The organism is Streptomyces griseofuscus (genome assembly GCF_014673495.1).
GTDB classification, from domain to species: domain Bacteria; phylum Actinomycetota; class Actinomycetes; order Streptomycetales; family Streptomycetaceae; genus Streptomyces; species Streptomyces murinus.
In genome coordinates this window covers 4,211,395-4,236,278 of sequence record NZ_CP051006.1, presented here as the reverse complement: position 1 = coordinate 4,236,278, position 24,884 = coordinate 4,211,395, and the positions used below count along the sequence as shown (strand labels likewise).

General features: G+C 73.1%; 22 protein-coding genes. 9 read left to right on the top strand and 13 right to left on the bottom strand.

Annotated elements, in window-relative coordinates; all coding sequences use genetic code 11:
* Positions 1-41: 41 nt before the first annotated feature.
* From HEP81_RS18800 to HEP81_RS18785, 4 genes are all read right to left on the bottom strand, one after another.
* Positions 42-737, bottom strand: coding sequence for a nucleotidyl transferase AbiEii/AbiGii toxin family protein (locus tag HEP81_RS18800; RefSeq protein WP_037650195.1), 696 nt, complete (start codon positions 735-737; stop codon positions 42-44).
* Positions 738-836: 99 nt separating this feature from the next.
* Complete coding sequence (gene metG / locus HEP81_RS18795; protein ID WP_037650194.1) at positions 837-2,453, bottom strand: methionine--tRNA ligase; 1,617 nt, start codon at positions 2,451-2,453, stop codon at positions 837-839.
* A 98-nt stretch (positions 2,454-2,551) separates the two neighbouring features.
* The gene (locus tag HEP81_RS18790; protein WP_421673933.1) at positions 2,552-4,867 is read right to left on the bottom strand and encodes a VWA domain-containing protein; all 2,316 of its coding nucleotides are present in this window, start codon (positions 4,865-4,867) and stop codon (positions 2,552-2,554) included.
* Between the two features lie 170 nt (positions 4,868-5,037).
* Positions 5,038-5,826 (bottom strand): alpha/beta fold hydrolase, encoded by a 789-nt coding sequence (locus tag HEP81_RS18785; RefSeq protein ID WP_037650192.1) that lies wholly within the window; start codon positions 5,824-5,826, stop codon positions 5,038-5,040.
* 99 nt (positions 5,827-5,925) lie between these two features.
* Here HEP81_RS18785 and HEP81_RS18780 point away from each other — a divergent pair, with 99 nt between their 5' ends.
* Positions 5,926-7,293, top strand: coding sequence for an aminotransferase-like domain-containing protein (locus HEP81_RS18780; RefSeq protein WP_037650191.1), 1,368 nt, complete (start codon positions 5,926-5,928; stop codon positions 7,291-7,293).
* Here the strand turns inward: HEP81_RS18780 and HEP81_RS18775 are convergent.
* Both HEP81_RS18775 and HEP81_RS18770 read right to left on the bottom strand, forming a co-directional pair.
* Positions 7,181-8,116, bottom strand: a complete 936-nt coding sequence (locus HEP81_RS18775; RefSeq protein ID WP_037650190.1) for a hypothetical protein — start codon at positions 8,114-8,116, stop codon at positions 7,181-7,183. The genes HEP81_RS18780 and HEP81_RS18775 overlap by 113 nt on opposite strands.
* A 79-nt stretch (positions 8,117-8,195) precedes the next feature.
* Positions 8,196-8,678 (bottom strand): hypothetical protein, encoded by a 483-nt coding sequence (locus HEP81_RS18770; RefSeq protein WP_037650188.1) that lies wholly within the window; start codon positions 8,676-8,678, stop codon positions 8,196-8,198.
* Positions 8,679-8,822: 144 nt separating this feature from the next.
* On the opposite strand from HEP81_RS18770, the gene HEP81_RS18765 reads away from it, so the two are divergent.
* Positions 8,823-10,019 (top strand): PP2C family protein-serine/threonine phosphatase, encoded by a 1,197-nt coding sequence (locus HEP81_RS18765; protein WP_051849796.1) that lies wholly within the window; start codon positions 8,823-8,825, stop codon positions 10,017-10,019.
* Between the two features lie 151 nt (positions 10,020-10,170).
* Positions 10,171-11,397: a hypothetical protein gene (locus tag HEP81_RS18760; protein WP_037650187.1), complete on the top strand. Its 1,227-nt coding sequence runs from the start codon at positions 10,171-10,173 to the stop codon at positions 11,395-11,397.
* 18 nt (positions 11,398-11,415) lie between these two features.
* On the opposite strand, the gene HEP81_RS18755 is transcribed toward HEP81_RS18760, so the two are convergent.
* The 3 genes from HEP81_RS18755 to HEP81_RS18745 all read right to left on the bottom strand — a co-directional run bounded on the left by HEP81_RS18755 (position 11,416) and on the right by HEP81_RS18745 (position 15,007).
* Positions 11,416-13,383: a hypothetical protein gene (locus HEP81_RS18755; protein WP_037650185.1), complete on the bottom strand. Its 1,968-nt coding sequence runs from the start codon at positions 13,381-13,383 to the stop codon at positions 11,416-11,418.
* 115 nt (positions 13,384-13,498) lie between these two features.
* Positions 13,499-14,761, bottom strand: coding sequence for an amidohydrolase (locus HEP81_RS18750; RefSeq protein ID WP_037650181.1), 1,263 nt, complete (start codon positions 14,759-14,761; stop codon positions 13,499-13,501).
* A gap of 66 nt (positions 14,762-14,827) precedes the next feature.
* A complete protein-coding gene (locus HEP81_RS18745; protein WP_106979809.1) occupies positions 14,828-15,007 on the bottom strand; it encodes a hypothetical protein in 180 nt (59 codons plus the stop codon).
* 112 nt (positions 15,008-15,119) lie between these two features.
* On the opposite strand from HEP81_RS18745, the gene HEP81_RS18740 reads away from it, so the two are divergent.
* On the top strand, positions 15,120-16,463 hold the full coding sequence (locus HEP81_RS18740) for a helix-turn-helix domain-containing protein (protein WP_037650179.1): 1,344 nt from the start codon (positions 15,120-15,122) through the stop codon (positions 16,461-16,463).
* A gap of 37 nt (positions 16,464-16,500) precedes the next feature.
* On the opposite strand, the gene HEP81_RS18735 is transcribed toward HEP81_RS18740, so the two are convergent.
* A complete protein-coding gene (locus HEP81_RS18735) occupies positions 16,501-17,286 on the bottom strand; it encodes a hypothetical protein (RefSeq protein WP_051849794.1) in 786 nt (261 codons plus the stop codon).
* A 204-nt stretch (positions 17,287-17,490) separates the two neighbouring features.
* Between HEP81_RS18735 and HEP81_RS18730 the strand changes: the two genes are divergently transcribed.
* The 5 genes from HEP81_RS18730 to HEP81_RS18710 all read left to right on the top strand — a co-directional run bounded on the left by HEP81_RS18730 (position 17,491) and on the right by HEP81_RS18710 (position 22,808).
* Positions 17,491-18,459: a nucleoside hydrolase gene (locus HEP81_RS18730; RefSeq protein WP_037650176.1), complete on the top strand. Its 969-nt coding sequence runs from the start codon at positions 17,491-17,493 to the stop codon at positions 18,457-18,459.
* 94 nt (positions 18,460-18,553) lie between these two features.
* The gene (locus HEP81_RS18725) at positions 18,554-20,200 is read left to right on the top strand and encodes a glycoside hydrolase family 13 protein (protein ID WP_037650173.1); all 1,647 of its coding nucleotides are present in this window, start codon (positions 18,554-18,556) and stop codon (positions 20,198-20,200) included.
* A gap of 133 nt (positions 20,201-20,333) precedes the next feature.
* Positions 20,334-21,035 (top strand): DUF6445 family protein, encoded by a 702-nt coding sequence (locus HEP81_RS18720; RefSeq protein WP_037650169.1) that lies wholly within the window; start codon positions 20,334-20,336, stop codon positions 21,033-21,035.
* Positions 21,036-21,084: 49 nt separating this feature from the next.
* On the top strand, positions 21,085-21,762 hold the full coding sequence (locus HEP81_RS18715; protein WP_037650167.1) for an SDR family NAD(P)-dependent oxidoreductase: 678 nt from the start codon (positions 21,085-21,087) through the stop codon (positions 21,760-21,762).
* Positions 21,763-21,869: 107 nt separating this feature from the next.
* Positions 21,870-22,808: an MIP/aquaporin family protein gene (locus HEP81_RS18710; protein WP_037650165.1), complete on the top strand. Its 939-nt coding sequence runs from the start codon at positions 21,870-21,872 to the stop codon at positions 22,806-22,808.
* A 28-nt stretch (positions 22,809-22,836) separates the two neighbouring features.
* Here the strand turns inward: HEP81_RS18710 and HEP81_RS18705 are convergent, their stop codons facing one another.
* From HEP81_RS18705 to HEP81_RS18695, 3 genes are read right to left on the bottom strand one after another with little or no spacing between them, the layout of a single operon-like run.
* Entirely contained in the window at positions 22,837-23,247 is a 411-nt protein-coding gene (locus HEP81_RS18705; RefSeq protein WP_037650163.1) for a VOC family protein, read from the bottom strand.
* Positions 23,248-23,295: 48 nt separating this feature from the next.
* Positions 23,296-23,685 carry a helix-turn-helix domain-containing protein gene (locus HEP81_RS18700; RefSeq protein WP_037650160.1) on the bottom strand — a complete coding sequence of 130 codons (390 nt, stop codon included), beginning with the start codon at positions 23,683-23,685 and terminating at the stop codon, positions 23,296-23,298.
* A gap of 46 nt (positions 23,686-23,731) precedes the next feature.
* Complete coding sequence (locus tag HEP81_RS18695) at positions 23,732-24,799, bottom strand: PucR family transcriptional regulator (RefSeq protein WP_037650157.1); 1,068 nt, start codon at positions 24,797-24,799, stop codon at positions 23,732-23,734.
* Positions 24,800-24,884: the final 85 nt, after the last annotated feature.

Genomic DNA, 24,884 nt, shown 5'->3' with positions numbered 1-24,884 from the left:
GAAGACGCCCGGGGCCCTTTGGGGTTCCGGGCCTCTTCACGTCACCCGTCCTCCTCCGGCCCGTCCTCCTCGTCCGGTGCGGCCCCGTCCTCCAGCAGGCGCTCGGCGATGTCGTCCGACCAGTGCTGGGCCCAGGCCCGCAGCCCGGCGATCTCCGCCTCGGTGGGGCCGTACCGGGTGAACTGGCTGTCGGGGTAGAAGTCGGTGCCGGTCAGCCGGGACTGGAGGGTGGGCAGGTCGAAGGCGTCATGGGCGTGCCGACGGCCCAGTTCCTCCAGGTCGGGCAGCGAGAACCGGGCCGCCGCGGCGTGGGCGTCGATCAGGTCGACGGCCGCGCCCCGGTCGTAGAGCGCGCGGATCTTCGTACCGACGGCGTCCTCCAGGCACAGGGCGGGCCCGTACGCGGTGAGGTCCGGCGGCCCCCACAGGCTCTCCTTGTGCAGCGCGAGGACGCAGGACTCGCCGGTCGGCGGGTCGGTGACGGTGAGCCGCGCGGTGCGCGCGGTCGCGGCCTCGGCCCGGACGGTACGGCCCCTCGCCTCCAGGGCGGCCGCGACGGCGGCGGCGATGCCCGCCATGTCCTCGGCGCTCTCGGTGGCGAGATCGACATCCGTGTGCGGTCGCCGGAGGAGGCCGTGCGCCTGGAGCGCGTAGCCGCCGGCGAGGACCAGGCCATGCGGCGCACCCGCCGTGACGGCGTCCGCGATCAGCCGCCGGTGGGGTTCGGGAAGGTTCACGGGATCCGCACTCTGCCGGAGGGAACGGGGTGGTGGAGACGGGCAGGGCCCGGAAGCCATGATGGCGTTCCGGGCCCTGGTGTGTCCTACGAGCACGACTCAGGCGGTCGGCTTCTCCTCCAGGCGGGGGAAGAGCACCGCGCCCTTGGTGACGGTGGAGCCGGCCGGGAGCCTGCCCCAGTCGCCCGCGTCCTGGACCCGCTGCTCGGCGAGCGCGCCCAGGCCGGCCTCGGCGCCCAGGGAGTCCCACAGCTTCTGCGAGGTCTCCGGCATCACCGGGTTGAGCAGGACGGCGACCGCGCGCAGCGACTCGGCGGCGGTGTACAGGATGGTCGCGAGGCGGGCCCGGCCCTCCTCGGAGTCGTCCTTGGCCACCTTCCACGGCTCCTGCTCCGTGATGTAGCCGTTGACCTGCTTGACGAAGTCGAAGACGGCCAGGATGCCGCCCTGGAAGTCCAGCTCCTCGCCGATCTTCCGGTCGGCCTCGGCGACCGCCTTGGCCAGACCCTCCTGGACCGCCGTCTCCGCCGGGCCGTCGGCCGCGGCGGCGGGCAGGGCGCCGCCGAAGTACTTGCCGACCATGGCGGCCACGCGGGAGGCGAGGTTGCCGTAGTCGTTGGCCAGCTCGCTGGTGTAGCGGGCGGAGAAGTCCTCCCAGGAGAAGGAGCCGTCCTGTCCGAAGGCGATGGCGCGCAGGAAGTACCAGCGGTAGGCGTCGACGCCGAAGTGCTCGGTGAGGTCCTGCGGCTTGATGCCGGTCAGGTTGGACTTCGACATCTTCTCGCCGCCGACCATCAGCCAGCCGTTCGCGGCGATCTTGCTGGGCAGGGGCAGGCCCTGGGCCATCAGCATGGCCGGCCAGATCACCGCGTGGAAGCGGAGGATGTCCTTGCCGACGAGGTGGACGTCGGCCGGGAAGGTCTCCTCGAACTTCTCCTGGTTCTCGTTGTAGCCGACCGCCGTGGCGTAGTTCAGCAGGGCGTCGACCCACACGTAGATCACGTGCTTGTCGTCCCAGGGGATCGGGATGCCCCAGTCGAACGTCGAGCGGGAGATGGAGAGATCCTGGAGGCCCTGGCGGACGAAGTTCACGACCTCGTTGCGCGCGGACTCGGGCTGGATGAAGCCCGGGTTCGCCTCGTAGAGGGCGAGGAGCTTGTCGCCGTACTCGCTGAGGCGGAAGAAGTAGTTCTCCTCGCTGAGGATCTCCACGGGCCGCTTGTGGATGGGGCACAGCTTCTGGCCCGCGTACTCGCCCTCGCCGTCGAGGAGCTCGCCGGGGAGCTTGTACTCCTCGCAGCCGACGCAGTACGGGCCCTCGTAGCCGCCCTTGTAGATCTCGCCCTTGTCGTACAGGTCCTGCACGAATTCCTGGACGCGGTCCGTGTGCCGCTGCTGGGTGGTGCGGATGAAGTCGTCGTTCGCGATCTCCAGGTGCTCCCACAGCGGCTGCCAGGCCTCGGTGACGAGCTTGTCCGCCCACTGCTGGGGCGTCACCCCGTTCGCCTCGGCCGTGCGCATGATCTTCTGACCGTGCTCGTCCGTGCCGGTGAGGTACCACACCTTCTCGCCGCGCTGGCGGTGCCAGCGGGTGAGCACGTCGCCTGCGACGGTCGTGTAGGCGTGGCCCAGGTGAGGAGCGTCGTTGACGTAGTAGATGGGCGTGGAGACGTAGTACGCCTTCCCCGCCTGCTTCTCGGATCCAGTGGCCGCCATAAGGCGAAATCCTACTGGTCCCGGGGAGATGGCCTCACACGCGTTTCGGGGGGTGGACGCGGTCGTCCACCCCCCGGGCGCTTCGGTGTCCCGACGGGTTACGGGCGCCAGGTGGCGAGGACGCCCTCGTAGAACTCGGTGTCCGTCAGTTCGCGGGGGGTGGGGCCCGCGTGGAAGAAGGCGGTGTTGGGGGTCTTCAGCTTGCGGAGGTAGTCGAAGGCCTTGTTGTCGGGTTCACCGAACGCGACGAAGGAGAAGAAGACCGTGGGGTGGGACTTGGCGGCGGCGGTCAGGGCCTGGGTCGCGGGGGTCTTGGCGTCCGGGGCGCCGTCGGTCTGGAAGACGACGAGGACGGGGGTGCCGGGGGCGACGTTCGCGTCGTAGTGGGCGAGTACGGCTTCCACGGCGGCGTGGTAGCTGGTACGGCCCATACGGCCCAGGCCCGCGTGGATGTCGTCGATCCGCGTGGCGTGGTCCGGGGTGAGGGTCAGGTCGGTGGTGCCGTCGACCTCGGTGGAGAAGAAGACGGTGTGGACCGTGGCCTCGGGGTCCAGGTGCGCGGCGAGGGCCAGGGTCTGGTCGGCGAGGGCCTGGGCGGAGCCGTCCTTGTAGTACGGGCGCATGCTCGCGGAGCGGTCCAGCACGAGGTAGAGCTTCGCTCGGGTGCCGGTGAGGTCGGTGTTCGCCAGGGGGGCGGAGGCGGCGGTGTAGGCGGTGGTGAGGGCGGGCGCGGATTCCTTGAGGGCGGGGAGGGGGGTGGCGGGGGTGCGGGGGGCGTCCTCGCCGGTGTCCTTCCCACCCGCACCGCCCGTGCGGGGGGTTTCGGAGGCGGGTGCGGCCTGTGGGGCGGGCTCGCCGTCGGCGGCTTGCTGGTGGTGGGCGGCTTCGAGAGCGTCTGCCGTCGCCTCCGGCCCGGCCTCGACCGGCTCCGGTTCGGGGGTGGCCTTCGGCTCGTCGGTCGTGGCTTCCGCGGGCGCGTCCGCGGCGGGTGCCGAGGGCTCCTCGTCCGTGGGTGCGGTGAGCGCGACGGCGACCTCGTGCGTCTCGTCGGCGGCCGTCTCCGGAGCCGCTTCGGCCTCGGCCTCCGGCTCCACCTCGGAAGTGGGCTCGGGGGTCGCTTCCGTCTGCCCCGCAGCGTCGGGCTGGGCTTCGGCCACGGCCTGCGGTTCGATGTCCGCCCCGGGCTCGGCCGGCGCGTCGAGGTCGGCCTCGGCTTCCGGCTCCGGTTCGACGGCTGCCTCGGGCTGCTCCTCAGCTTCTACCGGAACCTCGGCCTCGGGCGTGGCAGCCGGCTCGGCTTCCGCCTTCTCCTCGGTCTGGACCGGTGCGTCGACGGCAGCGTCGGCTGCTGCTGCCTCAGCGTCCGCCTCCGGCGTGGCCTGCGGTTCGATGTCCGTCTCGGTCGCGGCCGTCGGCTCGGGGTCGGCCTCGGCGTCCGCCCGCGGCTCGACGTCTGCCTCGGCTTCGGCGTCCACCGTCGCCTCGGGCTCGGCCTTCGGCTCGACGGTGGCCTCGGGCTGCTCCTCAGCCTCTATCGCATCCTCGGCCTCGGCCTCAGGCGCGGCGGTCGGCTCGGCTTCGGCCTCGGCCTTCTCCTCGGTCTGGACCGGTGCGTCGACGGCAGCGTCGGCTGCTGCTGCCTCGGCGTCCGCCTCCGGCGTGGCCTGCGGTTCGATGTCCGTCTCGGTCGCGGCCGTCGGCTCGGGGTCGGCCTCGGCGTCCGCCCGCGGCTCGACGTCTGCCTCGGCTTCGGCGTCCACCGTCGCCTCGGGCTCGGCCTTCGGCTCGACGGTGGCCTCGGGCTGCTCCTCAGCTGCTATCGCATCCTCGGCCTCGACCGGTTCGTTGCGGGCGGCCTCGGCTGCTGCCTGCGGCTCGATGTCCGGCTCGGCGGTGGCCTCAGCCGTGGTGTCGGGCTCGCCCTGCTCCTCAGCCAGGGTGCCGGCCTCAGCCGCGATCTCGGCGTCCGGATGCGGCTCGACGACCGTCTCGGATTCGGCCTCGACCGTCGCCTCGGGCTCGGTCTGCTTCTCAGCGTTGGCTTCCGACTCGGCCTCGGCCGAAACCGTCGTATCAGGCTCGGTCTCGGCTTCCGCGGCAAGCTCAGTCCTGGCCTCCGCCGCCGCCTCGGGCTCGGCCCCTACCTCCGACTCGGTGTCCTCGGCCGCACGCTCAACCCCAGCCTCGGTCTCGACGTCAGCCGCAACACCCGCCTCGGCCCCGGTGCCGGTCGCCCCCTCGGTCCCGGGTTCCCCCGGCTGCCTCGGTACCCGGATCTTGTCGAACGCGGCCGCCACCAGGTCATGTTCCGCGGTGGGCGGGGTGTCCGTGTCCTGTTCGAGGGACGGGGACTCGCGGGGTTCCGGGATCGGCGGGGTTGCCTTCGGGGTGGTCGGTTCCGGTTGGGACGTCACACCCTCTGCCTCGGCGGCCCGGGGCTTGCGTGAGCGGCCGAATGCGTTTCGCAGGAGAGTGAGAATGCCCATGCGTGCAACCCTTCGCTGAGGTGACACCGTCAATCGCTGGCCAGGACGGACACGTAAGGTTAGCGGCCCTGGACGCGGTGCCCGGTCCGCGTCCGTGCCTACGCGGTGCCGTCCACCCGCAGCAGGAAGGCGTGCAGCGCGCGGTTGAACTCCTCGGGACGTTCCAGATTCGGCAGATGCGCCGCGCCCTCGATGACCTCGACGACGGCGTCCGGCACCGCGGCGCCCAGGGACTCGGCGTCCGGGACGGGCGTGTAGGTGTCGTCGGCGCCGACCACGATCAGCGCGGGGACCGACACACGGGTCAACACGGGCCGGTAGTCCGGGCGTTCGGCACGGCCGCGCAGCGACGCCGCGGCACCCCCCGGCGGCGTGGCCGTCATCATGCCGTGGACATGGGCCTTCACCCGGGCGTCGGCGTACGGCGCGACCATCCGTTCCAGCACCTCGTCGGCGTACCCCCGCATGCCCTCGGCGAGCAGCCGGTCCGCCATCGCCCGCCGGTCCCGCTTCCCCTCGGGCGTCTCCGGGGTGGCGAAGGTGTCCGCGAGGACAAGCCCCCGGATCCGGTCGCCGAAGCGGTCCCAGCACTCCATCGCGAGCTGGCCGCCCATCGAAAGCCCGGCGAGCACACATGTGTCCACGCCCAGGAAGTCCAGGAGTTCGGCCAGATCGTCGGCATGGCGGGAGAACGGGACGGTACCCGGGGTCACCGGGGAGGCGCCGTAGCCGCGCAGATCCGGGGCGATCACCCGGCGCTCGGCGGAGAACCGCGCCACCTGCGGGTCCCACATCGTGCGGTCGAAGGGGTGGCCGTGGAGAAGGAGGAGGGGGGCCCGGTGGGAGGTTTCGGGGCCTTTGTCGGTGTAGGAGAGGTAAGGGGGCATGTGGGTGACCTTAAGTGGCTCAACTCCTCGGTGCAATAAGATCTTTGCCCTCGGTGCAATCCATCACCGCGCCGAGAGCGCAAGGCATCAGGGGGAGCTGTGAACGACTACCGGCGTATCGCCGACCGAATAGCCGCTGACATCGCGAGCGGACGACTGCGGGCGGGGCAACAACTGCCCCCGCAGCGGGCGTTCGCCCGGCGGCACGGCCTGGCGCCCTCCACCGCGGGGCGCGTGTACGCCGAACTCGTGCGCCGGGGGCTGGTGGTGGGGGAGGTCGGACGCGGGACGTTCGTACGGGCCGCCGCCCCGGATGGGCAGCCGGGTCGCACCCTGACCGAGGCGGCGGGTGACGAACCGGTGAACCTTGAGCTCAACTACCCTTATCTGCCGGGGCAGTCGGAGATGCTGAGCCCGGCCCTCGCCTCGCTCGCGCGCTCGGACGCCCTCGGCGGCGCGCTGCGCCCGGCCTCGGTCGCGGGCACCCCGGCCGCGCGGGAGGCGGTCGCCGGGCTGCTCGCCCAGGGAGGTGTGCAGGCGGAACCGGAGCGGATCCTGTTCACCGGCAACGCCCGGCAGGCCATCGCCGCCACGCTTGTCTCCCTGGTCCGGCCCGGCGGCCGGGTCGGCGTCGAAACGCTGACGTATCCGCTGGTCAAGGAGATCGGCACCCGGCTCGGGCGGACCCTGGTGCCGCTCGCCATGGACGAGGAGGGCCCCCGGCCGGACGCCCTCGCCGCCGCGCACCGCACCGCGCCCCTGTCCGCCCTCTACCTCCAGCCGACCCTGCACAACCCGACCACGCTGACCACGAGCGCGAACCGCCGGGCCGAGCTGGCGAACGTCATCCACAGGCTGGGGATACCGGTGATCGAGGACCGGATCTGGTCCTTCCTGCGCCCGTCGGCCGAAGCGGGCGCGCCCCCGCTCGCGGCCCTCGCCCCCGATCTCGTCCACCTCGTCGACGGCCTCTCCAAACGCGTCGCCCCCGGGCTCACCGTCGGCTTCGTCGTCGTACCCGGCGACCGCGTCGAGGCCGTGTCGCGGGCGATCCGGTCCGGGGGCTGGAGCGCGGGCGGGTTCGCGCTGGAGGCGGCGGTGCGCTGGATCGGGGACGGGACGGTGGAGCGGCTGGTGGCGGCCAAGCGGCGGGATGCCGCCCGGCGCCGGCGGCTGGTGGCCGAGGAGCTGGACGGCTTCGCCGTACGGTCGGACCCGTCCTCCTATTTCGCCTGGTGGGAGCTGCCGGCGCCCTGGCGGGCCGACACCTTCGCGGCGGCGGCGCGGGAACGCGGGATCGCGGTCACACCGGGGACGGCGTTCGCGGTGGGGCCCGGCGGGGCGCCGGGCGCGGTCAGGCTTGGACTCGGGTCGGCTCCTGAGCCGGAGCTGGCGCGGGCTCTTTCGGTCCTCGCAGCCGTCGCACGAGGCGGGCGGGCCGCAGGTTCCGGGTCAGCCAGGTGGTGAGGGCCACCGTGAGGCCGAGGCCGAGCAGCAGCCAGGAGACGGTGCGCAGGGTCCCGGTCAGGGCGTCGTAGACGGCGCCGGCCGCCGGGCGGGGCACATCGCCGGGCAGTCCGGCGAGGGTCAGGGCGCGGCCGACGGCGACCGCGAGTCCGAGCAGCGCGCCGCCGAGGGCGGTGCCGAGGGCGGTCGCGGCGATGGCCCGGCGGCGGCGCACGGCCAGGGCGATCCCCGCGGCGGCGAAGGCCACGGCCGCGAGCGGAAGCCAGAATCCGGCGACTTCGAGCACCTGGAACCCCTTTCGTAGCGAGGTCAGTTCGTCGGCCGGGAGCACGGCGACCGCGGTGTGCTGCACCGGGATACGGGCGGCGAGCGGTATGTGCTCGTCGCTGAGCTGCTGTTTGACCTGGGCGGTGACGGGGGCGAAGTCCACGGTGACCGGCTCGGCGGCCGCTTCGTCGCGGTCGTCGCGCAGGGCCCGCAGCACCGCGTCGTGGGTGACCCGGTTACCGGCGTCCCAGGCGAGCCGGAAGGCCTGGGTCTGGGTGAAGGAGCGCACGGCGTCGTGCACGAAGGGTCGTACGGAGCCGCGCAGCGGGCCGGTGTCCAGCCGTCCGCCGGCCTCGTGGAGCAGGCTGTCGCCGACGGCGTCCGCGATGGCCTCCCGTACGTCGGGGTCGGTGGCCAGCGGGGCCATCGTGGTGACGTACCGGCCCGTGTCGGTGAGTCCGTACGTCGCCCAGAGTGCCAGCGCGCCGAACGGCACGAGCAGGCAGGACAGGGTGATCAGTACGGCCGACAGGGCGCTCCTCAGGCGTGGCGGCACCCTCTCAGGCAACTGCCTGCGGGGGCCGCACGCGACCGGAGTGCGTCCGCTCGGGCGATCCCGGTGGATCGCGCCCGCCTCAGCGGATCCGCCGCCCGAAGGCGTCCTCGCGTGTGTAGTACCGGTAGAAGAAGACGACGAAGGTGGCCCCGGCGATCAGCAGGGACATCAGGATGGAGCGCAGGATCGAGTGGCCGCTCTGGCTGTAGAGGAAGCCGAAGGCGATGCCGACGAACGCCGTCCACAGCAGTGCGTGCACCTCCCGGATCATCCGGGGGGCCAGCGCCAGCAGGGCGATGCAGACCACGGCGAAGACGAGGGCGCTGACGAACCCGAGCAGCAGGTTCCAGCCGGTGATGGGGCCGCCGGCGCGATTGTCGGCCGCGACCCAGTAGCCGTAGATCAGGGCCAGGACGACGGGGACCGCGATCCGGGCGATGCGATGGGTGCGGGCGCCGAGGACATCGGGTGTCCGGCGCCGCTCGGGGGAGGTGCCGGCCTGCACCTCGGGCGCCGGGGCGCGCCGGGGGATTCCGCCGGGTGCGGGTGCCGCATGAGCCATGAGAGCACTCCTCTCTCCTCGCCCCCGTTTCGCTATCCAATGCACACCTGGGGGCGGGCTCTGGCAAGTCGGCCGGGGGCCGGAGTGCCCCGATACGACGTGCTTTCTCCGTGTTTCTTCGAGGAACCTGGAGACTCGGAGATCGTGACCGGGACGGGATACAAGCGGTGGCATCCGCCGCGCGTCTGCGGGCGCGGTTACGGCTGGCTGCTGCCGTCGCTGCTGCTCGTCGGCATCGCCCTGCTGGACCTGGAGACCGGTGCGGAGTTCCGCATCGTCTCCTGGATCGTCCTGGTGCCCGGTCTGGCCGCCGCGGTCTGCGGGGTGGGGACGACCGCCGCCTTCGGGCTGCTGTCCCTGGTGTCGTACGTCCTCGTGGACAGCGCCTGGCCCGATCAGTACAAGGCGGGCCTGCCCGACTTCGTGCTGGTCGCTCTCGGTGGTGCGCTGGCCACGCTGACGGCGGCGCTGCGGATGCGGCAGGAGCGGCACATGCTGCGTATGCAGGACGTCGCCGAGACCACGGTACGGGCCGTGCTGCGCCCGCTGCCCGCGCGCTGGGCCGGTCTCGAGCAGGCGGGGGTGTATCTCGCCGCGGATGTGGAGGCGCAGGTCGGGGGCGATTTCTACGACATCCAGCCCGGCCCGTACGGCACCCGTGTGCTGCTCGGCGATGTGCAGGGCAAGGGGCTGGGCGCGGTGGAGGCGGCGGCCGCGCTGCTCGGCACCTTCCGGGAGGCCGGGTACCACGAGAAGGATCTCGGGACCGTCGGTGAGCGCCTGGAGATCCGGATGCTGCGGCACCGTGTGCACACCACCGCGATCGGCCGCCGGGACGGGGACCGGTTCGCCACGGCCGTGCTGGTCGACTTCGCCTGGGGCGAGAGCGGAATGGTCGACGTCATCAACTTCGGCCATGAGGCGCCGCTCGCGGTCGGGCCGCACGGGGTGCGCGAGCTGCCCAGCGGGGACGGGGCACCGCTCGGCCTGGGCGACCTGGTCGGCGGGCTGCCGCCGGTCCACCGGGTGCCGCTGGCCGAGGAGGAGACGCTGCTGGCGGTCACCGACGGGGTGACCGAGGCCCGCGACGGCAGGGGCGAGTTCTACGACCTGATCGGCGATGTCGCCCGCGCGGTCGCCGCCGATCCCGGCTGCGCCGAACCCGGCCGGCTGGTCCGGCGCGTCCGCGACGGGGTGCTGCGGCACAGCGGGGGCCGGCTGGCCGACGACACCACGGTCTTCGCGGTCCGCCGCCTCCCGGAGATGGAGGAGCGCCCGGGGACGCAGCCGCTGCCGGAGATCGGACAGGCGCCGCGGCCGCCGGGGGCCCAGATCCCCTGAGGGGGCAACCCCGAGGGACCGGGGGGCAGGCGTAAGCGCCCGAACGGGGATGTTCCCCGGGCGAAGGCGCGGCGCGGGGGTCACAGCGGTTACGGTGCTGACGGGAGAGAGCGGATCCGCAGGGACCGCAGGGCCTACAGGGGGAGGGACCATGCCCGGAACCGTGCTGCTGCTCGCGGCCGCGCCGCTGGGCCGGGGGCGCCTGGTGGACGCGGCCGCCGTGCTGCCGGTGCTGGCCGCCGTCGCCCCCACCGTGCTGTCCGGCACCGACACCGCCAACGTCGTGGAGCTCGCGGACCCGGTGGAGCCCCAGGGCGTGCTGACCCGGCTGCGTGCCGCCGCGGCCGCGCCGGGACCGCTCACCGTGTACCTCACCGGCCAGCTGCACCTGGACCGCAGGCAGCGGCTGCCGCATCTGGCGCTGGCCCGCACCACCCCCGCGACGGTCCGCTACACCGCGGTGCCCTGGCACTGGATCCGCGAGGAGCTGCGGCTGCGCGCACCCGGGCAGACGGCCCTGGTGGTCGATCTGCACGCGGACCCGGAGGTCTGGCGGCAGCTGCACGAACAGCCGCTGGACTGCGGCCGCACCACCGCGGTCTACGGCCGGATCGCCCCGCCGCACGGGCGCCGGGGCCCGGCCGAGCCGTCGTACATGAAGACGGTCGCCACCCTGCTGCGCAGCGGCCATCGCCCTCCGCTGGACGAACTCCACCAGCAGGCGCTCGCCCGTATCCCGGAGGAGACCCCGACCAACATCCTGCTGGCTCCGGTCACGGCCCCGCAGCCGTATGCGGCGATCCCGCATCCGACGCCCGGCGGGACCCTCGGGTTCGGACCGGCCGTGGGCGCGCAGCAGACGTACGGCGGTCCCGTCGCCGCGGTCGCGGACACGGTCGTGGAACCGGGCGCCCCTCTCGACGTACCCCCGCCGCCCGAGGACCCCGTCCCCGGGGCCCCGGATCCGCACGCCGCCATCAGCACCGCCGTACAGGCCGGGCGGCACGAGGAGGCGGACGCGATCGCCGCCCGGCATCAGGAAGCCGCGGCGGACGAGCACGGCCCGGCCTCCGAGGACGCCCTGCACTGGGCCGAGGTGCGCGCCGATCTCGCGATGTTCGCCGGGGACGCGGCATGCAGCTGCCAGGGGTGGATGGCGGTCGCCGAGCGGCGGCTCGCGGCCGGGCAGGAGGCGGACGCGCCCGCCGTGGAGGCCGCGGTGGACCGGGCGCACCACCAGTGGGGCCGGATCGGCGAAGCGGCGCGGGCCCGTGAACTGGGGCCCGCGCTCGCTGAGTTGCGCGCCCGGGTGCCGGGCCGCAGGCGGGGTGCGCTCGAAGACGTGCGGCGGCAGCTCAGGGAGCTTCAGGAGATCTGAACCACCGCCTTAGGGCGGCTACTTGGTGAAGGTGAAGTACTTCCAGGCGCCGTGCGTCGTGGAGTTCACGATGTCGCCCGAGGTGCCGTTGATGTACGAGGAGCGGACCCGGAAGCGCCAGCCGACGTCCTGGCCGTGGTCACCGGTGATCGTGACCGAGGAGGTGCCGTTGGCGGCCAGCCCGAAGTACTCGGGGTCACCCGGGTACCACTTGCCCTGGTAGTACACCTCGAACTCGAACTTCTGCGACCGGCCCGGGTAGTACGTCATCTTGGTCTTGACGACCGGGTTCTTGGCCTTGTGGAAGAAGTAATAGGTGTGACCCCAGGTGGACTTGGACTTGTACGAGCCGGACACCGAGGTGGAGACGCTCACCCGGTCGTACGCCGTGCTCGTCGCCGTGGCCGACCGGTAGCGGGCGTCGCCGGTGAACTTGGCGGTGACCTTGGTGTCCCGGTACAGGTTCATCCAGACCGAGAGATTGCCGTGCGCGTCCACCTTGCCGGACTTCACCAGCTTGTTCGGCCGGTCGCCGCCGTAGGGGTCGGCCCAGATCTCCACCGAGCGGTTCTTGTACGTCGAGCCGAGGTGCGCGGTGAACTTCACGGACTTGCCGTAGGCGTACGTCTTGCCGTTGTTGTCGACGCTGATCGACGGCTTGGCGCGGGAGACGTCGACCGTGCCGGAGCCGGAGCCCGCGGTGTGCTGGGCGTCGCCCGCGTAGGCCACCGTGTACTTCACCTTGCCGCCGGCCGGCGGGGTGTCGGTGAAGGAGAAGGTGCCGTCGCCCTTGACCGCGACCGCCTTCAGGGCCTTGCCCTTGGGGGAGTCCAGGTCGGTACGGGTGACGGACAGCGCGGTGCCCGCGGGCAGCGCGACCGTGGCGCTGACCTTGCCCTTGACGGTGAGCTGCTTGGCGCGGGTGGCGGTGGCCGGGGCGCTCACGGTGACGGTGGTGACCGCCTTCGCGGGCGCGTTCAGGACGCGCAGCGTGTACGCGCCCAGGCTGTTGTACGACACCGCGAACAGCCGGGAGGCGTCCGGCGCCCAGGCGAGCGCGGAATCGGCGAGCTCGTCCGAGCCGGACGAGTTCCCGGTGTTCGGGAAGTCGTAGGTGCGCACCGGGGTCCTGGCGCCCGGCTTGTAGAGGAAGATGTCCGGGTTGTACCAGCCGTCGACACCCGCCGCGACCGTGCCGTCGGGCGCGACGGCCACCGCGTTCGGGTAGGTGTCGCTGGCGTAGACACCGTCCGGAGTGAGGTCGGCGGTCTTGAACACCGGGTGCTGGTACGGCGATCCGCTCGCGGTGATGACGTCCTTGCCGTCGGGCGTCACGGCGAGGTCGCGCAGACCGTCGCCCGCCTGGGTGCTCGCGAGCCGGGTGGGCGTGCCGGTGGAGACGTCGTACGAGACGACCGTGCCTGAACTGTCCCCGCTCTCCCCCGCGACGAGCGTGTCCGAGCCGGGCGCCGCGTCCAGGAACGGCCCGGCGTACCAGCCGCTGCCCTGGTCGAGGGTGACCTCGTGCTGCTCGGAGGCGAGATCGACGGAGCCGATGTCGCCGCCGCCGCTCGCGCCGTAGCCGAACCAGAGCCGGCCGCCCGCGACCGCGACACTGATCGGCTGACCGCCCACGGCGTAGGGCGTGCCGGGTGTGTCCGTCGCGGTGTCGACGACCGCGATCTGGTCGGCGCCCTTGACGGCGGCGTACAACGTGCCGGAATCCGCCGACAGTTCGAGTCCGATGACGCCCGGCAGCGAGGTCAGCTGCTTGAGCACCTTGCCGCTGTAGTCGGTGATGACGATCTTGCCGTTGGCCGGGTCGCTGACGAAGACCTGCTGGTGGAGCCCGTCGACCACGACATCGCCGACCTGCCTGACGGGCAGGGCGGTGGCGGTGTCGGCGGACGCCGGGGTGGCGGCGAGGACCGCCGAGCTGAAGAGGACCGCCAGGGTGGTGGCGGCGGTGAGAGTGCGCATACGCACGCTGATTCGAACCCCCCGGAACGAATGAAGACATGAGCGCCTTCGGGCACGGCCCCGCGAAGCTCCGTATGTGCGAGCCGTGTGTGCCCTGTGTGGCGAGTACGCGAAGACTAGGTCATGCCTCTGACAACAGCGCCAGCGCCCCCGAGACCAGGGTGCGCACGCCCGGCGCGACGGTGGCCGGGTCGGGGGCGAAGTGCGGGCTGTGGTTGCTGGGAACGGCGGCGAGCTTCTCCGGGAGGGTGTCGCCGGGCGCCTCGTTCCAGATGTCGTGGGGCGTGGTGGTGACGAACCAGTACGAGTAGGGAATGGCGCCGTCCAGGGCGAGTTCGGGGAAGTCCTCGCTGCCCATCGCCGGGCCGGGGTCGAACACCGCTGCCGCGCCGAAGAGTTCGCGGTGCGCGGCGGCCACGGTGGTGTCGGTGGCCGCGTCGTTCACGGTCACCGGGAAGGTGGCGCCCAGGGTCACCTCCGGCTCCCGGGGGCAGCCGGCGGCCAGGCACTCGCCCTGGGCGATCCGGCGGATCGCGGCCAGCATCCGCTGCCGTACCGCCTCGGACTGGGTGCGCAGGTTCAGGGCGATGCGCGCCTCGTCGGGGATGATGTTGTGCCGGGTGCCCGCCTCGATACGGCCCACCGTGAGGACGGCGGACTCGCCCGCGGCGACCTCGCGCGAGACCACGGTCTGGAGCCGGGTGACGAGGTAGGCGGCGGTCACCACCGGGTCCACGGTCGCCTCGGGGCGCGAGCCGTGGCCGCCCCGGCCGTGCACCACGATGTCCACGTCCGTCGCCGCCGACATGATCAGCCCGGGCGCGTGCGGGTACAGGCCCGCGGGGCCGGGCGCGGCATGCTGGCCGAGCAGTACGTCGGGCCGCCCGAAGCGCTCGTACAGGCCGTCCGCGAGCATCCGCCGGGCGCCCTGTCCGGACTCCTCGGCGGGCTGCCCCACCACCAGCAGGGTGCCGCGCCAGGTGTCCCGGCCAGCGGCGAGCGCGGCGGCGGCCCCGGCCAGCCAGGTGACATGCAGATCGTGCCCGCAGGCGTGCATCACACCGGCGGTGGCGGAGGCGTACGGCAGCCCGGTCGCCTCGGTGACGGGCAGCGCGTCCATGTCGGCGCGCAGCAGCACGGTGGGGCCGTCGCCGTTGGCCAGCCGCCCGACGACGCCGGTGCCGCCGACGCCCTCCGCCGTCTCGAACCCGGCGTCCGCCAGCCGCCTGGCCAGCTTCCCCGCGGTGCGGTGTTCGCGCAGGGACAGCTCGGGGTGCCGGTGCAGATCCCGGTAGAGGTCCTCCAGGGCGGGGAGCGGGAGGTCGGCGGTGAGGTCCCGCGCGGTGCGGGCGGCGGTGGCGGCGCTGGCGTCGGCAGAGGTCATGCGGGCAGGTTAGGCGGACGGTGGGGATTCCGACACCGGTGGTTCCCGCGGTTCCCGTGGTTCCGGTCAGCGGTCGGCCGTCGCCGGGGCCGAGGCGGTGACCTGGTCCTCGGGGGCCGTCGGTGCCGTGGCGCGCGCCGGGCCCGCGTTGGCCGCGAGTATCAGGGACGCCGCGGCTATCACGGCGGCGGCGACGGCCCTCCGCGCGGTGGAGTATCCGTAAGCAGCGGATGGACGTCCGTACACGGCGACCTCGCAACACGACAGCGGCGTATTAAGCAGGTTTAATCCGCCGTTTAACCTAGAGGCATTCCGAGCCGAACGGCAAGGTCCGGCGGGCCAGTTGGGGGTTGCGGCGGTGCGTGAGCGGGACGATCCGGAGACGGTGGGGCGACGGGTGCAGCGGCTGCGTGGCGAGCGCGGGCTGACCCAGCGGCAGCTGGCCGAACCGGCCTACACACCGGCGTACATCTCCACCCTGGAGGCCGGCCGGGTGCGCGCCTCCGACGAGGCGCTGCGGCACATCGCGCGGCGGCTCGGCGTGAGCTTCGAGGAACTGGCCCTGGGCCGTCCCGCCCATCTCGCGACGGAGCTGCGGCTGCGGCTCACCGAAGCCCGGCGGACGCTCGCGGACGGACGGGCCGAGGAGGCGGCGGGGCGGTACACCGAGCTGCTGGCCGAGGCGGAGTCGCACGGCCTGCCGGGCGAGCAGGCGGCCGCGCTGCTGGGGCTCGGCGAATGCGCCCTGGAGACCGGCGAGTTGGCGAGCGCCCACGGGCACTTCGAGCGTGCCGAGGAACGCCTCGCGGACGCCTCTCCGGCGGCCCGTGCCCCCGCCGTGCGCGGCCGGGCGGTCGCCCACTATCTGGCGGGCGAACTCCGTTACGCCGTCTACCTCCTGGAAACCACCCTCGACGAGCTCAACCGGGGCGGCCTGCACGATCCGGACGCGCTGCTGCTCCTGTACGCCAGCGTCATCGGCCCCTACCTGGACATGGGCGCCCACGCGCGCGCCGCCCAGGCCGCCGAGTTCGCGCTCGCGCTCGCGCCGCGCGCCGGGGACCCGGCGCTGATCGCCCGGATGCACCGCTCGGTGGCCCGCACCCTGCTCGCCGAGGGCCGCCCCGCAGAGGCCGACGCGTCCCTCGCCAAGGCCGCCGAGCTGTACCGCCAGCTCCAGCTGCGCACCGAACTGGCCAACTGCCACTGGATGCGCGGCTATGTGCATGCCCAGAACGGCCAACTGAACGATGCCGAGGTGGAGTTGCGGCAGGCGCTCGCCATGCTCTCGGAGACCAGCGCCGCCCTCTACCGCAGCCAGGCCGCGGTGGAACTGGCCGATGTGCTGCACCGCCTGGACCGCTCCACGGAGGCCGCCGCCCTCCTGGAGGGGGTGCTGGGCGACTTCTCCTCCGAGCGCGGCGCGATGCACGCCGCGGCCGCGCACCGGCTGCTCGGCATCATCGCCGAGGACGCCCGGGACACCGAGTCCGCCGAGGAGCACTACGTCCGCGCCCTCAGCCTCCTGGAACGCGCGGGCGCCGCGGGCGATCTGGCCGACCTGTGCCGCCTCCTGGGCGACCTCCTGCGCCGCACCGGCCGTACGGAGGCCGCACTGGACGCCTACCGCACGGGCCTCGGCCACCGGACCACCCCCGGCACCACCACCCTGGGCCCGGCCCCGGCCCAGCCGCCCCTCTGACCCCTTGGCTCCTCTGCCCCCTCGGCCCCTTGCCTCCCTACACGTCCGCCCGTCCCTGCCTGCGCACCTCCGCCAGCCGCAGCGCGCCCACCTGCACGGCCGCCTGGGTGGCGTCGTTGGGTACATCGCCCAGACCGCCGTTGGTGAAGGCGAAGGCGTCGCTGCCGACGCGGACGGTGGCGACGTCCAGGGTGAGCCGGACGTCCTGGTCGTCCTCGGTGGTGGCGGAGACGGTGATGTGCAGGCCCTGCCGGGCGTCGCCGACCTCGGGGAGGGCGAGTTCGGAGACCTGGACGTTCTCCTGGAGGTTCTGGGGGGTGACGGCGTCGAAGCGGGCGCAGTTCACCGGCATCGTGCGCAGCCAGTTCAGCGCGGCGTCCACGTCGGAGGGGCGGCGGGCGCCGATCTGGTAGCGGAGCTGGGCGTCTGTGTCGGCGTCGTCCAGGCCGACGGCGACCCGGGCCGGGCCGCCGAGCAGCTGATCGCTGTAGAGGGCGTCGAGGAGTTTCTGGCACTCACCGGCCGAGGTGCTCGCCTTCAGCATCCCGTCCCGCCAGGTCGCCGCCCCGCGCGTCGCGGTCCAGGGGGCGCCGAGATCGCTCTGGCCGAGGAGCGCGGCCTGCGCCTGCGCGTCGGTGAGCGAGGAGCCGTCGGGCCGGGCGGGGGCCTTGGAACTCTGGGCCGGCCGGTCGATCGTCGGCAACGGCTGCGGCGCCGTCTCCGGCTGCTTCAGCGTCAGCGCCGCACACCCCCCGATGCCGAGCAGCCCGAGCCCGGTCAGGAACATCGGCAGCCGGCCGCGCGGACGTATCCCCTCGAACATCACGCTGCCTCCCGGTCCTGGTGCCTCCTCCCACGGCACCACCACCCCGGCCGCCCCACCAGCGCGGAAGGCCGGACGGGTGAGCCGTACGAAGGGCCGGTCGGCGCGTCCCGCGCGGCCCGCCTGAACTAATGTGTGACCCCCTCGCGCCCCGCACGTCCCTCGACGGGCCGAGCGGCGCCCCTCCGTCGTGAAGGAGACCCCATGCCCGGCCGTCCCGTGCCCGTGATCATGGACTGTGACACCGGGGTCGACGACGCCCTCGCGCTGCTGTTCGCCGTGCGGCACCCCGGGATCGAGCTGCGGGCGGTGACCTGTGTGGCCGGGAACACCGATGTGGACGGGGTGGTGCGGAACACCCTGACCGTGCTGGAGCAGGCCGGGGCACCGGAGACACCCGTGGCGCGCGGGGCCGAGCGGCCGCTGCTGGAGCCGGCCCGGCCCGCCACCCATGTGCACGGGGCGGACGGCATGGGGGACCTGGGACTGCCCGCCCCGGCCCGGCGGCCGGCCGAGGTGGACGCGGTCACCCTGCTGCGCCGCGAGATCCTCGCCTCGCCCCGCCCGGTCACGCTGATCCCCACCGCGCCGCTGACCAACATCGCGCTGCTGCTGCGCACCCACCCCGAGGTGACCCGCAACATCGAGCGGATCGTCTTCATGGGCGGCGCGGTCGAGGTCGGCAACGCCACGCCCGTCGCCGAGTTCAACGTCTGGCACGACCCGGAGGCGGCCGCCGTACTGCTCACCGCAGGGGTGCCGATCACGATGTACGGCCTGGACGTGTTCCGGCAGGTGGTCGTGGAGGCCGAGGACGTGCGCCGGCTGCGGGCGAGCGGGGACCGCGGGGCGCGGCTGGCCGGGGAGCTGCTCGCGCACCGTCCGGCCACCCAGGGCGAGCCGCCCGAGGCCGAGGAGGCGGGCGGGCTCGGGGACGCGGGCGCGGTGTGCGCGGTCGCCGATCCGGGCGGGCTGACCACCCGGCCGCTGCCGGTCGAGGTCAGCCTCGCGCCCGGGCCGGGCCGCGGGCAGACGATCGTGGACCGGCGGCCCCGCCCCGGCGAGGCCGAGATCCATCACGGGGAGCGCGAACGGGCTCTGATCGACGTCGCGTTGGCGGTCGACGCGGGCCGGTACACGCGGCTGTATCTGGAGACGGTCGGACGGCCCTGACGCGGTCTCCGGTTTCCAAGGTTCTCTTTCCGGGCAATGTGGACAGATTCTCTACGTCGCGTCCGCTTCGTCCTTCGTACCGAAGGGAACCCGTATGGCAGACCTCTCCTCCAGGAACCCCGACTGGTGGCGGCAGGCCGTCATCTACCAGGTGTATCCGCGCAGCTTCGCCGACGCCGACGGGGACGGGCTCGGGGACCTCAAGGGCATCACCCAGCGCCTGGACCATCTCGGCGCGCTCGGCGTGGACGCCCTGTGGCTGAGCCCGTTCTATCCGTCCGAGCTCGCCGACGGGGGGTACGACGTCGCCGACCACCGGGACGTCGACCCGCGCCTGGGCAGCCTGGACGACTTCGACGCCCTGGTCGCCGAGGCGCACCGGCTCGGTCTGAAGGTCGTGGTGGACCTGGTGCCCAACCACACCTCGCACCAGCACCCGTGGTTCCAGGAGGCGCTGCGGGCCGGTCCCGGATCCGCCGCCCGCGAGCGGTACGTCTTCCGGCCCGGCCGCGGCGCCGGGGGTGAACTCCCGCCTTCCGACTGGCAGTCCGTCTTCGGCGGCAGCGCCTGGCACCGGGTGGCCGACGGCGAGTGGTACCTGCATCTGTTCGCCGCCCAGCAACCCGACCTCAACTGGGACAACGAGGAGGTGCGCGCCGACTTCCGCACCACCCTGCGGTTCTGGTCCGACCGGGGCGTGGACGGCTTCCGCGTGGACGTGGCGCACGGCCTGGCCAAGGAGCTGACCGAGCCGCTGCGCGACATCGGCGGCATCGGCGCCTCCGGGGAGACCGCGCTGCTCCGTGTCCCGCCCGGCGACCACCCCTACTGGGACCGCGACGAGGTGCACGAGATCTACCGCGACTGGCGCAAGGTCTTCGACGCCTACCGGCCACCGCGCAGCGCCGTCGCCGAAGCCTGGGTCCCGGGCCCCCGCCGCGCCCTGTACGCCCGGCCCGACGAACTCGGCCAGGCGTTCAACTTCGAGTATCTGGAAGCCGCTTGGAGCGCGGAGGAGCTGCGCCGGGTCATCACCGAGGAACTGGCCACCGCGCGGGCCGCGGGCGCCGCCGCCACCTGGGTGCTGTCCAACCACGACGTCGTACGGCACCACTCCCGGCTGATGCTCCCGCCCGGCACCGACCCCGGCGCCTGGCTGCTGTCCGGCGGTCACGCGCCCGCGGTCGACCGGGAGGCGGGCCTGCGCCGGGGCCGGGCCGCCACCCTGCTGATGCTGGCGCTGCCCGGGGCGTCGTACCTCTACCAGGGGGAGGAGCTCGGGCTGCCCGAGGTCGCCGATCTGCCCACCGAGGTGCTCCAGGACCCGATCTGGGAGCAGACCGGGCATGTCCGCAAGGGGCGTGACGGATGCCGGGTGCCGCTGCCGTGGACGGCGGACGGGGCGTCGTACGGCTTTGGACCCGGCGGTGCCTGGCTGCCGCAGCCGCCCGATTTCGCGGCGTACGCCGTCGCGGCGCAGAGCGGGGTGGAGGGCTCGACGCTGGAGCTGTACCGCACCGCGCTGCGTCTGCGCCGCAAGCTGCTCGACGGGGAGTCGCTCATCTGGTCGACCGACTCCCCTGAAGACGTACTGGACTTCAGCCGCTGCGAGGGGTGGCGGTGTGTCGCCAACCTGGGGACGGCGGCGGTGACGGTGCCCGCCGGGGAAGTACTGCTGAGCAGCGGGCCGTTGCCCGGGGACGGGACGCTGCCTCCGGACACGACGGTCTGGCTGGGCTGACCGGCGGGACGAAGGGGCCGGTCACCCGGTGGCCGGCCTCATTGCCGCCGTTTGGTGTACATGACACATGGTTGGGGGAACGTTGACCTGTCCTCGGGAGAAGGCGGGGAGAACGCGGGCCTAGATTCGCCGCATGCCCCCACAGCCACCTCCCAGGATGCCCGCGGCCAGCGCCCCCGGCGCGCTGCCCGTGCTGCCCTACCGCAAGCCCACCAAGGGCCGCGACTACTGGGTCCTGGACGACGTCCTGCCCGACGTGGACGCGGTGCGCGCGCGCTGTCTGGCCAAGGACGACTGGGTCGAGGGCTACCCGTACACCTCCGAGACGTGGCCGGGCCTGCGCGCCATGCCGGGGCTCGAACCCGCCGAACTCGCCGTCATCGAACGGCTGGTGAAGAAGGCGACCGGCGCCAAGGAGCTGTGGGTGCAGAAGGCGCCCGGCGGCGGCACGCTCAACCACAACTGCGTACAGGTCGTCGGCGCGGGCGAGAGCCGGCCGCGCCCGCACACCGACTCGCGCGCGCTGTGCCGGTACGCGGCCGTGCTGTATCTCAACCCGGGCGTCCCCAAGGACTGCGGCACCAGCTTCTACCGCCAGCACCTGCCCGGCGGCCGGCTCGGCGGCAATGTCGTCCAGGCCCCGCACACCAACCTGGTCGAGGCCCTCGGCACCCGCTTCGTCGCCCCGGACGCCTTCGAGGAGGACGTCCGCGTCCCGCACAAGTACAACCGCCTGCTGCTCTACAACGCCAACCTCGTGCACAGCGCGACTGGTTACACCGGCGCCACGCTGGAGGAGAAGCGCATGACGGCCGTCTTCTTCTGGATGGCCTGACGGCCGGGCCACCGGTCCGGGGTGCGGGGAGGACCGGCGTGCGGTACGGATGGTGGACGTGAGCGTTGTCGCCATCGTGGGCGCCGGTCCCGGACTCGGCGCCGCCGTCGCCCGGCGGTTCGGGCGCGAAGGGTACGCCGTCGCCCTCGTCGCCCGTGCCCGCGACCGGCTGGAGGCGCTGGTCCGGGAGTTGGCCGAGGACGGCGTCACCGCGCGCGCCTTCCCCGCCGACGTCCGCGAACCGGAACGGCTGGCCCGCGCCCTCGCCGACGCCGCGCGGGAGCTGGGCACCATCGAGGTGCTCCAGTACAGCCCGGTGCCGCACAAGGACTTCATGCGGCCCGTCCTGGAGACCGGCCACCGGCAGCTGGCCGGGCCCATCGAGTTCTCGGTGTACGGCCCCGTCGCGGCCGTACAGCAGGTACTGCCCGGGATGCGGGCCCTGGGGCGCGGAACCATACTGTTCGTGAACGGGGGCACGGCCGCCGTGCCCCAGGTCGAGCGGACCGGTACGTCCGTCGCGTTCGCCGCGCAGAGTGCGTACGGGCATCTGCTGCACGAACGCCTCGCCGCCGAGGGCATCCATGTCGCCCAACTCGTCGTCCCCGGCGCCATCACCCCGGGCCACGCCCGCAAGGACCCCGCCGTGCTCGCCGAGATGCTGTGGGGCATGCACCGGGAGCGGCACGGGTTCCGGCACTTCGCGGACGACCTCGACAGCCGCTGACGCCTCCCGCGAACGGGTGACGGCCCCTCGGCCCGCCCTGCGTGAAGAGTATTTGTGAGCCAATATGGGGACGTTGGCCGTTTTGCTCCTCTCCAAGGGGGCCTTTCATGGCTGTCGAGATTCCGTCGCTCATCAAGCCCTCCAAACTACGGGCCAGGGGCGGCCTGCTGGGTGAGTGCCTGGCGGAGTTCCTCGGGACGTTCGTCCTCATCTGCTTCGGCTGCGGTGTCGTCGCGATGGCCGTCGCCGCGCTGCCCGGCTCGGGCCGCGCCGAAACGCCCACCACGATCTTCCTCGCCGCCGGTGACTGGCTGCTGGTCACCTGGGGCTGGGCGATGGCCGTCGTCTTCGGCGTCTATGTGGCCGGCGGCGTCAGCGGCGCCCACATCAACCCCGCGGTGACCCTGGCGATGGCGGTGCGCCGGGGCTTCCCCTGGGTCAAGGTGCTGCCGTACTGGTTCGCGCAGCTGGTCGGCGCCTTCACCGGCGCGGCGCTGGTGTACCTCGTCTACCACCAGGCGATCGGCGCGTACGACGCCGCCGCCCCCGGCCCGAAGGTGAACGGGCATACGAACGCCTCGTTCTCCATCTTCGCGACCTTCCCCGCCGCGTACTTCCACGGCGGAATCTGGGGTCCGCTGATCGACCAGATCGTCGGTACGGCGCTCCTGGTGATGTTGGTCGTGGCCATCATCGACCTGCGCAACCAGGCCGTGCAGTCCAACCTCGCCCCGCTGATCACCGGCTTCATCGTGGCCGCCATCGGCATGTCCTTCGGCGCCAACGCGGGCTACGCCATCAACCCGGCCCGTGACTTCGGCCCCCGGCTGCTCACGTACGCGGAGGGCTGGGGGAGCCTGGCCTTCCCGGGCAGCCTGGCGGGGTCGTTCAGCGGCTACTGGTGGATCCCCATCGTGGGCCCGCTGGTCGGCGGCGTCATCGGAGTCCTGGTGTACGACCTGTTCATCGGCGACGTCCTGGCGGCGCGCGCCGCCCGGGACGAGGCCCCGGAGCCGGGCCGGGCGCGCCCGGAGCCGCCGCGGTAGCCCGGCCGGGACGCGCCGGGGCGGGGCCTCAGGCCCTGGGCTGGGTGAAGCGGATGCGGTTGCCGAAGGGGTCGCGCAGCCCGCAGTCGATCCCGTAGGGACGCTCGGTGGGCTCCTCGGTGAACTCCACGCCCTTGTCCAGCAGCGTCTTGTAGGTGCCCCGGCAGTCGTCCGTGGTGAAGATGAGCCAGCCGCCCATGACGCCCTTGGTGATCAGCTCGCGCACCTGCTCCGCCGTCTGTTCGGACATCGCGGGGGCGCCCGGCTTCTCCAGCAGGATCTGCCGCTCGGGGTGACCGGGGACGGAGACCGTCAGCCAGCGCATGAAGCCGAGGGGGACGTCGGCACTGACCTCGAGGCCGAGCTTGCCGACGTAGAAGTCGAGGGCCTCGTCCTGGTCGAGGACGTATATCTGGGACTGTGTGATCGCGTTGAACATGACGTCCACGCTAGCGGGCGGACGGCGCGAGAACTTATCCGAAACTGCTCAGGCGGGACGGGTCCAGGCCATCGTGAAGCACGTCGGCACCGCCGCGGCCACCGCCTCCTTTCGGTACGCGCGCGGCGAGCTGCCGACGATGTCGCGGAACGTGCGGCTGAAGGTGCCCGGACTGCCGAAGCCGACCTCGAAGGCGATGTCCGTGACGCTCCGGTCGCTCTCGCGCAGCAGGTACATCGCCCGTTCCACCCGGCGGCGTTGCAGATAGCGGTGCGGTGTCTCGCCGAAGGTGGCCCGGAAGGTGCGCGCGAAGTGGGCCGGTGACACATGTGCGACGCGGGCCAGCGCGGGGACGTCCAGCGGCCGGGCGTAGTCGCGGTCCATGGTGTCCCGGGCGCGCAGCATCCGCCGGTTGGTCCCCTCGGTGGCGCGGCTCATCGCGCCCTCCCCTCATGTCCCGTGCGCACGGCGGGGGTTGTGTCCCTCACAGCGGCCGCTCGGGCCAGTCCAGCAGGCGGGCGCCGATCACCGCGGTCTGGAGCATGTAGCGGTGCGCGGGGTCGGCCGGGTCGGCGCCGGTGAGCTGGTGGATGCGCTCCAGACGGTAGGTGAGCGCGCGCACGCTCAGCGAGAGCCGGCGCGCGGCCTCGGCGGCCACGCAGCCGGAGTCGAAATAGGCGACCAGGGTCTCCAGCAGCGGCACCGCGCCGCCCCGGGCCGCGGTCAGCGGGCCCAGCGTGTGCTGCACCAGGTCGGCCATCGCCTGCCGGTCGCGCGCGAGCACCGGGTAGACCAGCAGGTCGGCGGCGTGCAGCACCGGACCTGGCAGCCCGAGCCGCTCGGCCATCTCCAGCGCGGCGAGCGCCTCCTCGTACGACTGCACGACGCCACCGGGGCCGGTCTGCGGGCGCCCGATGGCCACCCGGCCGCCCTCGGTGGCGGCGGACGCCTGCCGGGCGAAGTAGGTGAGGACCTCGTCGGTGTCGCCTGGCGCGACGCACAGCAGCCGGCCGTTCTTGGTGGTGAGCAGGATGCTGTGGGAGTCGAAGCGGGCGAGCACCTCGGCCTCCACCCGCCGGGCGACGGCGTCGCCCTCGCCGTAGGACCGGGCGCCCTCGGCGACCGCGACGGCGTGCGCGCGGGAGAGCCGCAGCCCGAACCGTTCGGCGCGCTCGGCGAGCCTTCCCAGGTCGCTGCGGCCGTAGAGCAGATCGTCGATGAACTCCCGGCGCGCCGCCTCCTCCCGGCGTACCGTCAGCCGCTGGGCGCGCTCATAGCCTTCCGCGAACACATCCACGGCCTGCTCCACGGCGGCCAGTGCCGCAAGGGTGCTCTCGGCCGAACCGGGTCCCACCGGCCAGGCGCCGCGGGCCGCGGCCAGATGCGCGACGACCAGGGCGCGCAGCCCGAGCCCCGCCTCCGCGGCCTGTTCGCCCAGCGCCCGACGGGTCCTCAGCTCCTCGCGGGTCAGCCGTCTGCCGGTGCTCGCGACCTCGGCCAGCACCCCCGCGAAGCCGTCCAGATAGCGCCCGGATATCCCCTGCTCGCTCACCCTGCCCCGTTCCCCCGTGATCTTGACGCGCCGGTGACGCTTTCCTAGCGCGATTCCGGCACGCAGACAGTAGTGAAGACTGCCG